Below are 15,051 nucleotides of genomic sequence, written 5' to 3' on the forward strand. Positions count from 1 at the left end.
GACGGGGCTTTAAGCCCCGTTTTTTATCCTACAGCTTTATAAAGTTGCAGCAACAATCTATCCATACAGCGATAGCTTAAAGCCTCAGCGATGTGGCTTCTGCTAATTTCTTCACTACCGGATAAATCAGCGATAGTTCGGGATACTTTTAAAATGCGATGCCATCCACGAACAGAAAGCCCAAGCTTTAGTAAGGCATGTTCAAGGAATAGCGCATCTTCCGGATTTAGCTTACAGTTCGATTCCACCTCTTTACTACTTAGCTGCGCATTTACTTTGCCACTTCTTTTGCTTTGAAGCTCTCTGGCATTTAACACTCGTTGTCGAACAGACTGGCTGGATTCCCCTTCTTCCCTACGCTGACTTAATACACCTTGAGGCAACAACGGTACTTCGATAGACAGGTCGAATCGATCGAGAAAAGGTCCGGATAATCGGTTTAGATAGCGCATAACTTGCTGAGGATTCGAACGACTGAGTATCCCCTGATAGTGTCCGGTAGGACTGGGGTTCATTGCTGCAATCAGTTGAACCCGGGCAGGAAAGCAGACTTTTGCGTTTGCACGGGAGATAATAATTTCACCGGACTCTAATGGCTCTCTGAGAGCATCCAAGACTTTTCTCTCAAATTCAGGTAGTTCATCCAAAAAGAGTACGCCGTTATGTGCCAGAGAAATCTCACCAGGTCTGGGTATAGAGCCTCCCCCCCCACCAGTGCTGCCATTGATGCACTATGATGAGGGGCTCTGAAAGGCCGCTTACGCCAGTTTGACGAATTTTGTGGTGTATGGACGAGGCTTGATATAGCTGCGCTCTCTAAAGCTTCCTGAGCGCTTAGAGGTGGTAAAAGCGCATTAAGGCGAGTAGCCAGCATCGTTTTACCTGTACCAGGAGGGCCGAGTAGCAGAAGGTTATGCCCTCCGGCGGCAGAAATTTCCAGTGCTCGTTTTGCCTGTTCCTGACCAATAATATCTTTCAGATCAGGCAAGGATAATGAATCATCCTGAGCAGCTTGTGTAGCCGGTTTATGAAGTGTAGTTTCACTGTCTGACAGGTAATGGCATACCTCAGTCAGGTTTGCGGCAATTAAGTTATTACCTTGCTCGATCAGTGCCACTTCAGTGGAATTTCCTTGTGAAAGAATCAAAATACGATCGTCTCTGGATGCAGCCAGAGCTGCTGGTATGGCACCATTAATTGGTTTTATTTCTCCCGAAAGAGCGAGTTCCCCTAAAAATTCATGTTGCTCCAGTTTTGTTGCGGGAATTTGTTCTGAGGCGGCCAGTATGGCTAACGCAATGGGTAGATCAAATCTTCCTCCTTCTTTAGGTAAATCTGCTGGTGCTAAATTCACCGTGATTTTTTTAGGTGGAAAAGTAAATCCACTGTTTATCAATGCACTTCTTACCCGATCTTTTGCTTCTTTTACCGTTATTTCCGGTAAGCCGACTAAAGTAAAATTGGGCATTCCGTTACTGATATGAACTTCAACACTGACGGCTGGAGCCTGAATTCCTATTGATGCTCGGGTGTGAACGATAGCTAATGACATGCTGAATTATCCGGCTTATTTTTCAGCGGATCCTGTCAGATTTGAAGGGCATCGTTTTATCTATTTTAGAATTAGACTGCATTTTTTAGACTTATATTCCAAATAATTGCTACTTATATGGCTTATATCACTGGTTTTGCGTGTGAACGATCGGGAAAAAATAATTTTTATTCTGATTGATGTTTTATTTTTATGATAAATAAAGATATTTTTTAATTTTTTAGCTTAAGATTCAAAAGAGCAATGAAAAAATAACTTGTCACTTAACACACAACTATGATAACTCTGTAGTCATTCGTTCGACTGATAAAGAATTTTATTGAAACTATGAAGTCTGTAAGCCAAGTGATTAGCCTCGTAATTATTAGTGTGGTGGTGATTATTATCCCACCGTGCGGGGCAGCACTTGGACGAAGAATGACCTGATTAGTGGTCTGAAATTCAAGAACCCCCGCACTGAGAAGTCGGGGGTTTTTTTATGCGTAATAAAAATTCAAGCAAAACACAACGGAAAGCATAACAAAGCAAACAGTATAAAAAACTGTTCTGAGCATTAAGACAAACGGGGTAAGAATGATGAATGGGGCACAGTGGGTTGTACATACATTACGCGAACAGGGTGTTGAGACGGTTTTTGGCTACCCGGGTGGGGCTATTATGCCGGTTTATGATGCGTTGTTTGACGGCGGTATTGAACATTTGCTGTGCCGCAATGAGCAAGGTGCCGCGATAGCAGCGCTTGGCTATGCCCGAGCAACCGGAAAAGTTGGGGTTTGTATTGCGACTTCAGGCCCGGGAGCTACAAATTTGATCACCGGACTGGCAGATGCGTTATTGGATTCGGTTCCTGTTGTGGCTATCACCGGGCAGGTAGCCTCTCCACTGATTGGCACTGATGCGTTTCAGGAAGTTGATGTTTTAGGGCTATCGCTGGCTTGTACCAAACACAGTTATCTGGTGGAGTCACTGGAAGAGCTGCCTGCCATAATCGCTCAGGCTTTTGCTACCGCCTGTAGTGGTCGCCCCGGGCCGGTACTTATCGATATTCCAAAAGATATTCAATTAGCTGCTGGCGACCATCTTAAGCCTGCTTTATTCCCGGTTGAAGAACTTCCTAAGGTGTCCGACGCTGATTTGGCGCTAGCCAGAGAGATGATTACAGAATCCAAAAAACCAATGTTATACGTTGGTGGCGGTGTAGGTATGGCTCAGGCAGTTGATGCCTTGCGTACTTTCACCAAAGTAACGGGAATGCCAGGCGTATCTACTCTGAAAGGTTTAGGTGCTTTTGACGCGCAGGACCCGTGCTATTTGGGCCTGTTGGGAATGCATGGTGCCAAAGCCAGTAACTTAGCCGTACAGGATTGTGACCTGTTAGTGGCTATCGGTGTACGTTTTGACGATCGGGTAACCGGAAAACTCAATGCTTTTGCACCGAATGCAAAAGTTATTCATATGGATATCGATCCGGCTGAATTAGGTAAGTTAAGAACACCTCATGTTGCTCTGCAGGGAGATTTAAATGAAATATTGCCTGCGTTGCAGCAGCCAATGTCCATCGAGAGCTGGCGCAAATCGGTAATGACAATGAAAAACGAATTTGCTGCCCGCTATGACCATCCTGGCCAACCTATTTATGCCCCGCTATTGTTAAAACAGCTTTCTGATAAAAAACCTGAAAACGCCGTAATCACTACTGATGTAGGACAACATCAGATGTGGAGCGCTCAGCATATGTCATTTACCCGTCCGGAAAACTTTATTACATCAAGCGGTTTAGGAACCATGGGCTTTGGCATTCCGGCTGCAGTTGGTGCACAAATGGCTCGTCCTGACGATATGGTGATTTGCGTTTCAGGAGACGGCTCTTTCATGATGAATGTTCAGGAGCTGGGTACCATCAAGCGCAAAAAATTACCGATAAAAATAGTGCTAATTGATAATCAGCGTCTGGGTATGGTGAGGCAGTGGCAGCAACTGTTTTTTGATGCGCGCTATAGCGAAACCAATTTATCTGATAATCCGGATTTTCTGATGCTGGCCGCTGCGTTTGGCATCCCGGGACAGAGTATTTCTCGTAAAGATCAGGTTGAAGACGCTCTAAATGCAATGTTAACCAGTGAAGGTCCCTACTTGCTTCATGTCTCTATTGATGAATTAGAAAATGTTTGGCCTCTGGTTCCACCAGGTGCTGGTAACGAAACCATGCTGGAGAAAGTATCATGACAGAACATCAACTTTATATTCAAACCCGCTTCCGCTCAGAGGTTTTAGAACGTCTACTGCGTGTTGTTCGCCACAGAGGTTTCCGGGTGTGCAAAATGAACATGAACCAGACAGGTAATGGAGATAATATAAATATTCATTTAACCGTTTCCAGTGAGCGTCCTGTCAATTTATTATCTTCTCAGTTAACTAAACTTGCGGATGTCAACAGCGTTGAGATCCTCAATCAAACATCACAACAAATACGCGCATAGCGCGACAAGGAATAGAGACAATGAGTACGAAGAAAGCAGACTACATATGGTTCAATGGCGAAATGACCCCATGGGCTGATGCAAAAGTTCACGTGATGTCTCATGCATTACACTATGGTACTTCGGTATTTGAAGGTGTGCGCTGCTATAACACCCACAAAGGTCCTGCGGTTTTCCGCCATCGTGAGCATATGCAGCGCCTGCGTGATTCAGCAAAAATTTATCGTATGCCAGTTTCTTACTCTGTAGATGAATTGATGGCAGCCTGTCGCGAAACATTAAGTAAAAATAATCTGACCAGCGCTTATATTCGTCCGCTAGTGTTTATCGGTGATGTTGGTATGGGTGTTAACCCACCACCAGGATACAAAACGGATGTCATTATCGCCGCTTTCCCTTGGGGAGCTTATCTGGGAGAAGAAGCCTTGGATCAGGGTATCGATGCAATGGTTTCTTCATGGAACCGTTCTGCACCAAATACTATTCCAACCGCAGCAAAAGCCGGAGGTAACTATCTTTCTTCTTTACTGGTTGGTAGTGAGGCCCGTCGCCATGGTTATACCGAAGGTATTGCTCTGGATGTTCATGGCTATGTTTCTGAAGGTGCGGGCGAAAACATCTTCATTATTAAAGATGGCGTAGTCTTTACCCCAACCTTAACGTCTGCGGCTTTGCCGGGTATTACTCGTGATGCCATCATGAAGTTAACCAAAGATCTGGGCTTTGAAATTCGTGAACAAGTTCTGTCCCGTGAGTCACTCTATCTTGCCGATGAAGTGTTTATGACCGGTACCGCAGCCGAAATTACACCAGTACGCAGCGTTGATGGTATTGAAGTTGGCATTGGCCGCTGTGGCCCTATCACTAAGCAAATTCAGCAGCGCTTCTTCGGCCTGTTCAACGGCCAGACAGAAGACAAATACGGCTGGTTAGATTTAGTAAATCAATAATAAATAAAGCAAACATAATACCAACGGGCGGAGTTACTCCGCCCGGATAAAATAACGGGAGTGAATAAAGCATGCCTAAGTATCGTTCAGCTACAACTACACATGGTCGCAATATGGCAGGAGCCCGTGCTCTATGGCGCGCAACGGGTATGACCGATGCTGATTTCGGTAAGCCAATTATTGCCGTGGTGAACTCTTTTACACAGTTCGTACCGGGCCATGTGCATTTACGTGACTTAGGTAAGCTGGTTGCCGATCAGATTCATGAGTCAGGCGGTGTTGCCAAAGAGTTCAATACTATTGCGGTGGATGATGGTATCGCGATGGGACACGGAGGCATGCTCTATTCTCTTCCTTCCCGGGAGCTGATTGCCGATTCGGTAGAATACATGGTGAATGCCCACTGCGCCGACGCGATGGTGTGCATCTCTAACTGTGACAAGATTACCCCGGGAATGTTAATGGCGTCTCTGCGCCTGAATATTCCGGTTATTTTTGTTTCCGGTGGTCCGATGGAAGCAGGAAAAACCAAGCTATCAGACAAAATCATCAAGCTGGATCTGATTGATGCCATGATTCAGGGTGCCAACCCTGATGTCAGCGATGAAGACAGCGCTCAAATAGAACGTTCTGCCTGCCCTACCTGTGGCTCTTGTTCTGGTATGTTTACCGCAAACTCTATGAACTGCTTAACTGAAGCGCTGGGTTTGGCACTGCCGGGAAATGGTTCACTGCTGGCTACACATAAAGATCGTAAGCAACTTTTCCTGAATGCGGGTAAAGAGATTGTGGCATTAACCAAGCGCTATTATGAGCAGGATGATGCAAGCGTACTGCCTCGTGCTATTGCTAATAAGGCTGCGTTTGAAAATGCGATGGTGATGGATATCGCGATGGGGGGTTCTACCAATACCGTATTGCATCTTCTGGCTGCCGCGCAGGAGGGTGAAGTTGATTTCACCATGAACGATATCGATCGCCTGTCGCGCAAGGTTCCTCAGCTGTGTAAGGTTGCTCCAAGTACCCAAAAATACCATATGGAAGACGTTCACCGCGCCGGTGGTGTTATCGGTATTTTGGGCGAGCTGGAACGTGCAGACCTGTTAAACCGCAATACCAAAAACATCATGGGGCTAAGCCTGACGGAAACGTTAGATAAGTTCGACATTATGCTTACCAACGATAATGCCGTGAAAACCATGTTCCGGGCTGGTCCGGCAGGTATTCGTACCACTCAGGCTTTCTCTCAGGATTGTCGCTGGGATTCTCTGGATGACGATCGTGCAGAAGGCTGTATCCGTGATAAAGAACATGCTTACAGTCAGGAAGGTGGTCTGGCGGTATTAAACGGTAATCTGGCCGTTGATGGTTGTATTGTTAAAACCGCCGGTGTTGATGATGAGTATCTGGTATTCTGCGGTCCGGCAAAAGTATATGAAAGTCAGGAAGATGCGGTTGACGCTATTCTGGGCAAGAAAGTGGTTGCTGGTGATGTAGTAGTCATCCGCTACGAAGGTCCAAAAGGTGGGCCGGGTATGCAGGAAATGCTGTACCCAACGACTTTCCTGAAATCTATGGGACTAGGTAAAAGTTGTGCATTAATCACCGATGGCCGTTTCTCTGGCGGTACTTCCGGATTATCAATTGGTCATATTTCGCCGGAAGCAGCCAATGGCGGTTTAATTGGCTTGGTTCGTGATGGCGACATGATTAATATTGATATTCCAAAACGCAGTATTGTGCTGGATGTATCAGACACCGAGTTAGCCCATCGCCGCCAAACTGAAGTTGCCCGTGGTGATAAAGCCTGGACGCCAACAGCTCGTGAACGTCAGGTTTCATTCGCTTTACGCGCCTATGCCAGTTTAGCAACCAGTGCAGACAAAGGCGCCGTCAGGGATAAAAGTAAGCTGGGAGGCTAACCGTTATGGCTGTTCCATTACCACTCTCTTCTGCACCGACAGGTGCAGAATATCTGCGCGCAGTGCTCTGTTCTCCGGTTTATGACGTGGCTCAGGTCACGCCATTACAGGTGATGAATAAGCTCTCTACTCGCTTAAAAAATACTGTACTGGTAAAGCGTGAAGACAGACAACCGGTACACAGTTTTAAACTTCGCGGCGCGCACGCAATGATCGCCGGACTGAATGAGCAACAGAAAGCCAATGGTGTGATTGCGGCTTCAGCCGGTAATCATGCTCAGGGTGTTGCGTTGTCTGCTACTGGTTTGGGCATTCGTTCTCTGATTGTTATGCCGTTGACCACGCCGGATATTAAAGTTGATGCCGTACGTGGCTTCGGTGGCGAAGTGCTTTTGCATGGCGCTAACTTTGATGAAGCGAAAGCCAAAGCCATCGCTTTATCTGAGCAGGAAGGCTATATCTTTATTCCTCCATTCGATCATCCGGCAGTGATTGCCGGGCAAGGCACCATTGGTATGGAGTTGATCCAACAGGATGCGCATCTTGACCGTATCTTTGTTCCCGTTGGCGGTGGTGGATTGGCCGCCGGTGTGGCGGTATTGATTAAGCAATTAATGCCTGAAATTAAAGTTATTGGCGTTGAGGCGGAAGATTCAGCCTGTCTGGTGGCGGCAATGAATGCCGGACAGCCCGTCGATCTTGAGCGTGTCGGGTTATTTGCCGATGGCGTAGCGGTAAAGCGCATCGGTGATGAGACTTTCCGTCTGTGTCGTGAATATCTTGATGATGTTATTACTGTCGATAGCGATGCTATTTGTGCCGCAGTAAAAGATTTGTTTGAAGATGTCAGGGCAATAGCAGAACCGTCGGGTGCGCTGGCGCTGGCGGGTCTGAAAAAATATGCTGAACAGCATAATCTGGAAGGTGAGCGTCTTGCCTGTATTTTGTCCGGCGCTAATTTAAACTTCCATGGTTTGCGTTATGTCTCTGAACGTTGTGAGTTGGGTGAAAAGCGGGAAGCGCTGCTGGCAGTTACTATTCCTGAGCAAAAAGGCAGTTTTCTGAAGTTTTGCCAGTTGTTAGGTGGCCGTTCAGTGACTGAGTTTAACTATCGTTATGCCAGTGATAAAGATGCCTGCATTTTTGTCGGGGTTCGGTTAACCAGAGGCCAGACAGAAAGAGAAGAGATTATCCGCGAATTACGCGATGATGGTTATCAGGTGGTTGACTTATCCGATGATGAAATGGCTAAGCTACACGTTCGTTATATGGTTGGAGGCCGTCCGGCTAAACCATTAAGTGAGCGGTTATACAGTTTTGAATTTCCGGAGTCTGGTGGAGCTTTGTTAAAGTTTTTGCAGACATTGGGAACTTACTGGAATATTTCATTGTTCCACTATCGCAGTCATGGCACCGATTACGGTCGCGTGCTTGCGGCTTTTGAGCTGGTTGGACACGATGCTGAGTTCGAACAACATCTTGAACAACTGGGATATGATTACCACGATGAAACGGATAATCCAGCGTTCCGCTTCTTTCTGGCGGGATAGTCACAGTAATTATCTGAATGCTGCCGAATAATAAGATTCGGCAGCGTCTGGTTTTTCTGATGACAGGCTAACGGACAGGAGTGATGATGCAATTTAATGGGTTTAATCAGCAGGGACTGACATTCTTACAGGATGTCAGAATTCAAAACAGCAAAGAGTGGTTCGAAGAGCATCGCCATATCTATGATGATGAAATCCTGACCCCTTTTCGTGCACTGGTGACCGACCTGACTCAGTGTATGATGCTTATCGATCCTGAGTTTGAAACTCGTCCCTCTATTGGTAAAACCCTGTCCAGAATTCATCGCGATACGCGCTTTAGTCACGATAAATCCCGCTATCGTAGCCATATGTGGCTGACCTTCAAACGGCACAGCAAAGACTGGAAAGATGCTCCGGTTTACTTTTTTGAGATTGCCCCTGATTTTTATCGTTATGGCTTAGGCTATTACTCCGCCAGTCGGCAAACGATGGATGTACTACGTCTATTAATGCGCACCGAGCCTAAAGATTTTTTAGCCGTAGCCAAATGCAGTAAGCCCCCCTTTGAACTGGTGGGAGAAAGCTATAAGCGTCCATTGATTAAAGAGCAAGATGCCAGCATTGCTAACTGGTATAACCGCAAGTCATTTGCCGTTATGCATACCAGTCAGGAGATGGAAATGGTATTTAATGATGGTCTGGTTTCTCAGTTAGAAAAGGGCTTTAAGCAATTGGCTCCCCTTTATCATTATCTGATGCGGGCAGAAATGATTAAACGCAATCCTGAAGAGTGATTGCGATAAAATCATATCAACTGCCAGAAGGCATGAATCAGAGGCTCATTAAGCCGCTTTTTCTGTACACACACACCTAAATCAAAGGCGGATGTCAGGGTTACGTGGTCCGCCACAGAAATTCGACTGCGGATAGTTTCAGGGCTGTTATCCAGTACTACGCTGGGAATTAGTGCGATACCGCAGCCAAGAGCAACCATAGAAACAATGGCTTCATGACCGGCAACGGTAGCGTAAATTTGCGGATTGCTGATATGGTAGCGACGGAACCACTGGTCGATACGTCTGCGTGTTGGACCATGCTCCGGCAAAATAAAAGGAATATTCGCCCAGTCAGGCTTATGTTCGAGCATTTGAGTGTGTACCGGGCAAGGCAGTGCCGGTGTAATTAACACCAGTGGAACCTCACCGATTTTGCGAAAATCAATGGTAGACGGTAGCGTTTCCGGGTGACCGGCAATGGCCAGATCCGCATCGTTAGACTGAATTTTATCAACCGCATCTGCGGCATCACCGGTGGTCAATTTTATTTCTACATTAGGGTGCAGGGCGCGAAATTGGTCAAGTATGGCTGGCAGATGGCTGTAAGCTGCGGTTACCGAACAGAAGATACGCAATTCGCCACTGAGGGATTCTCCCTCCTGCGTCAGGGCATTTTTTAATTGTTGATAGTGCAATAACGTTTGTTGAGCAAAGATTTTAAGCTGCTGGCCTGCATGGGTGAGTTGCACCGTGCGGTTATCTCGCAGAAATAGCATTTGCCCAAGTTCTTCTTCCATTCTCTGTATCTGTCTGGACAGGGTGGAAGGGCTGACATAGGTTGCTTTCGCCGTTTTACCAAAGTGCTGGCTGTCAGCTAAATGAAGAAATAATTTTAAATCACGAAGATCCACATTAAGGCACCAAATTTAGTATTGCAGAAATTGCAATATCATCTTCTTAATATATCAATTTAAGCAATGCAGATCTTGTCTTATTATGAATTTCAGGTGTACTGCTGTTAATGAGTACCAACACAACAAAGCGCAACATAACAACCAGGAATGGAGAATAATAATGGCTAACTATTTTAATACATTAAACTTACGCCAGCAGTTGGCCCAGTTAGGTCAGTGCCGTTTTATGGGGCGCGATGAGTTTGCTGATGAATCCGGTTTTCTAAAGGGCAAAAAAATCGTTATTGTCGGATGTGGTGCTCAGGGTCTTAACCAGGGCCTGAACATGCGTGATTCTGGTCTGGATATCGCTTATGCACTACGTAAAGAAGCAATTGATGAAAAGCGTGCATCATGGCGTAAAGCGACAGAGAACGGTTTTAAAGTCGGTACCTATGAAGAACTGATCCCTCAGGCAGATTTAGTGGTTAACCTGACACCGGACAAGCAACACTCAGCTGTGGTTCAGGCTGTTCAGCCGATGATGAAAAAAGGTGCAGCGTTAGGTTATTCTCACGGTTTCAATATTGTTGAAGTTGGCGAAACTATTCGTCCGGATATCACCGTTGTGATGGTAGCGCCGAAGTGCCCGGGAACGGAAGTTCGCGAAGAGTATAAGCGCGGTTTTGGTGTACCAACGCTGATTGCTGTTCACCCGGAAAACGATCCAAAAGGTGAAGGCATGGCGATTGCTAAAGCATGGGCAGCAGCGACTGGTGGTCACCGTGCTGGTGTTCTGCAATCTTCCTTTGTTGCTGAAGTTAAATCTGACCTGATGGGTGAGCAAACTATTCTGTGCGGTATGTTGCAGGCAGGTTCAATTCTGTGTTTTGACAAGCTGGTGGCTGATGGTGCCAGTCCGGCTTATGCTGAAAAATTAGTGCAGTACGGTTGGGAAACCACGACTGAAGCTCTGAAGCAGGGCGGCATCACGTTGATGATGGATCGCTTATCTAATCCGGCTAAACTGCGTGCTTTCGCACTGTCTGAACAGTTAAAAGCACTGATGGCTCCGCTGTTCCAAAAGCATATGGATGACATTATTTCTGGTGCTTTCTCTGAAGGTATGATGGCTGACTGGGCAAATAATGACGCTAAATTATTGGGCTGGCGCGAAGAGACAGGCCGTACCGATTTCGAAAATGCACCGCAGCAGGAAGGTAAAATCAGCGAGCAGGAGTATTTCGATCACGGTGTATTAATGATTGCGATGGTTAAAGCCGGGGTTGAACTGGCGTTTGAAACCATGGTGGTTTCCGGCATTATCGAAGAGTCTGCTTATTATGAGTCTCTGCATGAGTTACCGCTAATTGCTAACACCATTGCCCGTAAGCGTTTATATGAAATGAATGTGGTTATTTCTGACACAGCTGAATATGGTAACTATTTGTTCTCTAATGCTGCGGTACCTTTACTGCGTGAGAAATTTATGAGTTCATTACAGGCTGGCGACTTAGGTAAGTCAGTTGCTGCAGCAGAAATTGATAATGCTCAGCTGCGTGATGTTAATGAAGCTATCCGTAATCATCCTATCGAAGTGATTGGTAAGAAATTGCGCGGTTATATGACGGATATGAAACGTATTGCTGTTGCCAGTTAATTGTTTTATTGATCTTTTTAAGACCGGGCAAATGCCCGGTTTTTTTATTGCTGTTTTCTTCTTTCGCCATTTCTGTTGACCAGAGCTATTTTTGTTATAATCCTTTCCTCTTTGTTTTCTGAGTAAGTAACTTCGTTATGCGCATGAACCCCCGCCAACAGCAGGCAGTTGAATTTGTTACCGGCCCTTGTTTAGTGCTGGCTGGTGCTGGTTCGGGTAAAACTCGGGTGATTATTAATAAAATTGCCTATTTGATTCGTGAGTGTGGCTATCAGGCCCGGCATATTGCAGCGGTAACGTTTACCAATAAAGCCGCCAGAGAGATGAAAGAACGTTTGGCACAAACGTTGGGGCGCAAAGAGGCCAGAGGAATTGTCATTTCTACGTTCCATACTCTTGGATTGGAAATTATCAAGCGTGAACATGTCGCGTTGAATATGAAGTCCAATTTTTCGCTGTTTGACGATCAGGATCAGATGGCGTTATTGAAAGAGTTGACGGAGAAGTGGCTGGAGAACGACAAAGTTTTAGTTTCACATTTGATATCAGCCATATCTAACTGGAAGAACGATTTGATTGGTCCATCCGGAGCGGCAGCAGCGGCAAAATCTGAGCGTGATAAGCTGTTTGCTCACTGTTACGACCTCTATGATAAACAGCTTAAATCCTGCAGTATCCTTGATTTCGACGATCTGATTTTATTACCCACTTTGCTGTTACAGCGAAATGAGGAAGTCAGAGAGCGTTGGCAAAATCGCCTGCGTTACCTGCTGGTGGATGAATATCAGGATACGAATACCAGCCAATATGAACTGGTTAAGCTGTTAGTGGGTAACCGGGCTCGTTTTACCGTGGTGGGGGATGACGATCAGTCAATCTACTCATGGCGGGGTGCTCGCCCGCAGAACTTAGTGTTATTAAGTCAGGATTTTCCTGCTTTGCAGGTCATTAAGCTGGAGCAAAATTACCGTTCATCGGGACGGATACTTAAAGCAGCTAATATCCTGATTGCCAACAACCCGCACGTATTTGAGAAACGACTGTTTTCAGAGCTGGGATATGGTGAAGAGCTGAAAGTAGTGACGGCTAATAATGAAGACAATGAAGCCGAGCGGGTCGTAGGTGAACTGATTGCTCATCACTTTATTAATAAAACTGATTATAAAGATTACGCTATTTTGTACCGGGGGAACCATCAGTCACGAATTTTCGAAAAAATGCTGATGCAAAACCGTATCCCGTATCGGATTTCTGGTGGAACTTCCTTCTTTTCCCGACCAGAAATTAAAGATCTGATGGCCTATTTACGTGTGTTGACCAATCCGGATGATGACAGCGCATTTTTACGTATTGTAAATACACCCCGTCGCGAAATTGGTCCGGCAACGTTGGAAAAGTTGGGGACATGGGCCAATCAACGAAGCGTTAGCTTATACCGTGCCAGCTTTGACGTTGGGCTGGAGCAGTATCTCACCGGACGTGGACTTGAGTCGCTACAGCGTTTTACCCGCTGGCTATCTTCTGTTGCTGAAACCTCGGAGAAAGAACCTGTTGCTGCCGTCAGAGATCTGATCCACGGTATGGATTATGAAAGTTGGCTGTATGAGACATCTCCCAGTGTGAAAGCGGCTGAGATGCGCATGAAAAACGTTAATCAGCTGTTTGGTTGGATGACCGAGATGCTGGAAGGTTCCGATCTGGATGAACCAATGACGCTGACCCAAGTGGTCACCCGTTTTACACTACGCGATATGATGGAGCGTGGTGAAAATGAGGAAGATTTCGATCAGGTTCAGCTGATGACGTTACATGCATCGAAAGGTCTTGAGTTTCCTTATGTTTACTTAGTGGGAATGGAAGAAGGGCTGCTTCCTCATCAAAGTAGTATTGATGAGGATAATGTTGATGAAGAGCGCCGCCTGGCGTATGTAGGTATTACCAGGGCTCAGAGAGAGCTGACATTTACTCTATGCCGTGAGCGCCGTCAGTTTGGTGAGTTGGTTCGCCCGGAGCCAAGCCGATTCTTACTGGAGCTGCCTCAGGATGATTTGCACTGGGAAAGTGCCCGTAAGGTTGTATCTGCAGAAGAGCGAATGGAAAAAGGCAAAGGACATCTGGCTAATATTCGTGAACAGCTGGCAAAAGCACGATCGCAAGATTAGTTTTTTAACTAACTGTTTTTATTATTTTTATTTTGGAGTGAGGCGAAGGGACGTTATGTTGTTTATATATTTGATCAGAAAGTTTCTGGTAATGATATTCATCACTTCACTGATACCCTCCATGGCATTAGCAGCCCAAATCCTTACCTATACCGACCATGAACCACTGGGTGGGATGCGAACTCGCTTTATCAATGATGTTTTCTTTCCTGCAATTGAGAGAGAGTCAAATGGTCGCCTGAAAATTGAAGCTCATTGGGGAGGCGAAATTGCCACGGGTTATAAGGCATTAGGCGTTATTGGGGAAGGACACTCTGCGGATATGGGGATTGTTGTGCCGGAATATGTATCTCATGCTTTGCCTTTGCACCAGATATTTAAAAGCTTTCCCATTGGCCCTGCCGGAGATAAGCAGATTGCTTTCTTCCGCCAGGTATATTCCGATATTCCTGATTTTCCAGCAGAGTTGCAGAAAGAGAAAGTGATTAATCTATTTTTTGCAACAGGGTTTCCTGTTGCTTTTCTCAGTTCTGAGCCGCTAAATACTTTAGATGATATCAACGGAGGTAAGTGGCGCTCCGCCAGCTTCTGGCATCAGGATTTTTTACGAAACGCAGGAGCTATTCCTGTGACAATGCCTTGGGGAGAGGGCGTTTACAAGGCCCTGAAGGATGGTTCCCTGAATGGGCTGATGGTTAACATGGACAGTGGATATGATATAAATGCCCATGAAGCGGCACCTAATGTAGTGGTTTCCAGAGACTTATGGCTGGGACACGTTTATCTTTTGGTGATAAATGAGAACACGTGGAATAGACTGGCAAAAGAGGATCGGGAAGCCATTCAGCGGGCAGCTGAGAGCGCATACAAGACCTTAGGCTCAGTGATGGATAATAGTTTTAATGGCATGGTCGCGGAGATGCAGAAGAAGGGTGTAAAAATTCGGATTCTGGCATCGAAGGAAGTGTGGCAGTGGGAAGCAGCTTCTCGCTATCAGGATGTACAGGCCTCCTGGGTAAGAGAACAGGAAGGTAAAAGTATAAAAAATGCAGGATCTGTTTTGGAGAAAGTCCGTTCCATTATGAATGACAGTACAAAATAGAGGCTGGTTCCTCTACATAACT

The 15,051-nt window shown here is 45.9% G+C and carries 13 protein-coding genes; 10 read left to right on the forward strand and 3 right to left on the reverse strand.

Translation table 11 applies throughout. The annotated features are described in order from the left end of the window. Positions 1–23: 23 nt before the first annotated feature. Both GOL65_RS22520 and GOL65_RS22525 read right to left on the reverse strand, forming a co-directional pair. Positions 24–647, reverse strand: a complete 624-nt coding sequence (locus GOL65_RS22520; protein WP_407657446.1) for a magnesium chelatase subunit ChlI family protein — start codon at positions 645–647, stop codon at positions 24–26. Further along, positions 590–1,552: a YifB family Mg chelatase-like AAA ATPase gene (locus tag GOL65_RS22525; RefSeq protein ID WP_407657447.1), complete on the reverse strand. Its 963-nt coding sequence runs from the start codon at positions 1,550–1,552 to the stop codon at positions 590–592. Before GOL65_RS22525 ends, GOL65_RS22520 begins: the two co-directional genes overlap by 58 nt. Positions 1,553–1,879: 327 nt before the next feature. Between GOL65_RS22525 and ilvL the strand changes: the two genes are divergently transcribed. The 7 genes from ilvL (at position 1,880) to GOL65_RS01045 (ending at position 9,230) form a co-directional block, all read left to right on the forward strand. Then, positions 1,880–1,978: an ilv operon leader peptide gene (gene ilvL, locus GOL65_RS01015; protein ID WP_130590084.1), complete on the forward strand. Its 99-nt coding sequence runs from the start codon at positions 1,880–1,882 to the stop codon at positions 1,976–1,978. Between the two features lie 150 nt (positions 1,979–2,128). Next, positions 2,129–3,778 carry an acetolactate synthase 2 catalytic subunit gene (gene ilvG / locus GOL65_RS01020; RefSeq protein ID WP_140921368.1) on the forward strand — a complete coding sequence of 550 codons (1,650 nt, stop codon included), beginning with the start codon at positions 2,129–2,131 and terminating at the stop codon, positions 3,776–3,778. Next, positions 3,775–4,032: an acetolactate synthase 2 small subunit gene (gene ilvM, locus GOL65_RS01025; RefSeq protein ID WP_130590085.1), complete on the forward strand. Its 258-nt coding sequence runs from the start codon at positions 3,775–3,777 to the stop codon at positions 4,030–4,032. Before ilvG ends, ilvM begins: the two co-directional genes overlap by 4 nt. A gap of 20 nt (positions 4,033–4,052) precedes the next feature. Next, positions 4,053–4,982 (forward strand): branched-chain amino acid transaminase, encoded by a 930-nt coding sequence (locus GOL65_RS01030; RefSeq protein WP_130590086.1) that lies wholly within the window; start codon positions 4,053–4,055, stop codon positions 4,980–4,982. Positions 4,983–5,053: 71 nt separating this feature from the next. Continuing rightward, positions 5,054–6,904, forward strand: coding sequence for a dihydroxy-acid dehydratase (gene ilvD / locus GOL65_RS01035; RefSeq protein ID WP_140921365.1), 1,851 nt, complete (start codon positions 5,054–5,056; stop codon positions 6,902–6,904). A gap of 5 nt (positions 6,905–6,909) precedes the next feature. Then, complete coding sequence (gene ilvA, locus GOL65_RS01040; RefSeq protein ID WP_140921364.1) at positions 6,910–8,454, forward strand: threonine ammonia-lyase, biosynthetic; 1,545 nt, start codon at positions 6,910–6,912, stop codon at positions 8,452–8,454. Between the two features lie 80 nt (positions 8,455–8,534). After that, positions 8,535–9,230, forward strand: a complete 696-nt coding sequence (locus tag GOL65_RS01045) for a DUF2461 domain-containing protein (protein WP_140921363.1) — start codon at positions 8,535–8,537, stop codon at positions 9,228–9,230. A gap of 11 nt (positions 9,231–9,241) precedes the next feature. On the opposite strand, the gene ilvY is transcribed toward GOL65_RS01045, so the two are convergent. Then, positions 9,242–10,123, reverse strand: coding sequence for an HTH-type transcriptional activator IlvY (gene ilvY / locus GOL65_RS01050; RefSeq protein ID WP_140921362.1), 882 nt, complete (start codon positions 10,121–10,123; stop codon positions 9,242–9,244). Between the two features lie 163 nt (positions 10,124–10,286). Between ilvY and ilvC the strand changes: the two genes are divergently transcribed. From ilvC to dctP, 3 genes are all read left to right on the forward strand, one after another. Then, complete coding sequence (ilvC, locus tag GOL65_RS01055; protein WP_140921361.1) at positions 10,287–11,765, forward strand: ketol-acid reductoisomerase; 1,479 nt, start codon at positions 10,287–10,289, stop codon at positions 11,763–11,765. Between the two features lie 137 nt (positions 11,766–11,902). Further along, on the forward strand, positions 11,903–13,927 hold the full coding sequence (gene rep / locus GOL65_RS01060) for a DNA helicase Rep (RefSeq protein WP_140921360.1): 2,025 nt from the start codon (positions 11,903–11,905) through the stop codon (positions 13,925–13,927). A gap of 121 nt (positions 13,928–14,048) precedes the next feature. Further along, positions 14,049–15,029, forward strand: a complete 981-nt coding sequence (gene dctP, locus GOL65_RS01065; protein ID WP_228723023.1) for a TRAP transporter substrate-binding protein DctP — start codon at positions 14,049–14,051, stop codon at positions 15,027–15,029. Positions 15,030–15,051: the final 22 nt, after the last annotated feature.

Origin of the sequence: Limnobaculum xujianqingii (genome assembly GCF_013394855.1) — a bacterium.
GTDB classification, from domain to species: Bacteria; Pseudomonadota; Gammaproteobacteria; order Enterobacterales; family Enterobacteriaceae; genus Limnobaculum; species Limnobaculum xujianqingii.

Excerpts from the sequence above, each read along its gene's own strand:
- ilvD (WP_140921365.1), top strand. The coding sequence starts at position 5,054 with ATGCCTAAGTATCGTTCAGCTACAACTACACATGGTCGCAATATGGCA.
- ilvM (WP_130590085.1), top strand. The coding sequence starts at position 3,775 with ATGACAGAACATCAACTTTATATTCAAACCCGCTTCCGCTCAGAGGTT.
- ilvG (WP_140921368.1), top strand. The coding sequence starts at position 2,129 with ATGAATGGGGCACAGTGGGTTGTACATACATTACGCGAACAGGGTGTT.
- ilvC (WP_140921361.1), top strand. The coding sequence starts at position 10,287 with ATGGCTAACTATTTTAATACATTAAACTTACGCCAGCAGTTGGCCCAG.
- ilvL (WP_130590084.1), top strand. The coding sequence starts at position 1,880 with ATGAAGTCTGTAAGCCAAGTGATTAGCCTCGTAATTATTAGTGTGGTG.
- rep (WP_140921360.1), top strand. The coding sequence starts at position 11,903 with ATGCGCATGAACCCCCGCCAACAGCAGGCAGTTGAATTTGTTACCGGC.
- dctP (WP_228723023.1), top strand. The coding sequence starts at position 14,049 with ATGGCATTAGCAGCCCAAATCCTTACCTATACCGACCATGAACCACTG.
- GOL65_RS22525 (WP_407657447.1), bottom strand. The coding sequence starts at position 1,552 with ATGTCATTAGCTATCGTTCACACCCGAGCATCAATAGGAATTCAGGCT.
- GOL65_RS01030 (WP_130590086.1), top strand. The coding sequence starts at position 4,053 with ATGAGTACGAAGAAAGCAGACTACATATGGTTCAATGGCGAAATGACC.
- ilvA (WP_140921364.1), top strand. The coding sequence starts at position 6,910 with ATGGCTGTTCCATTACCACTCTCTTCTGCACCGACAGGTGCAGAATAT.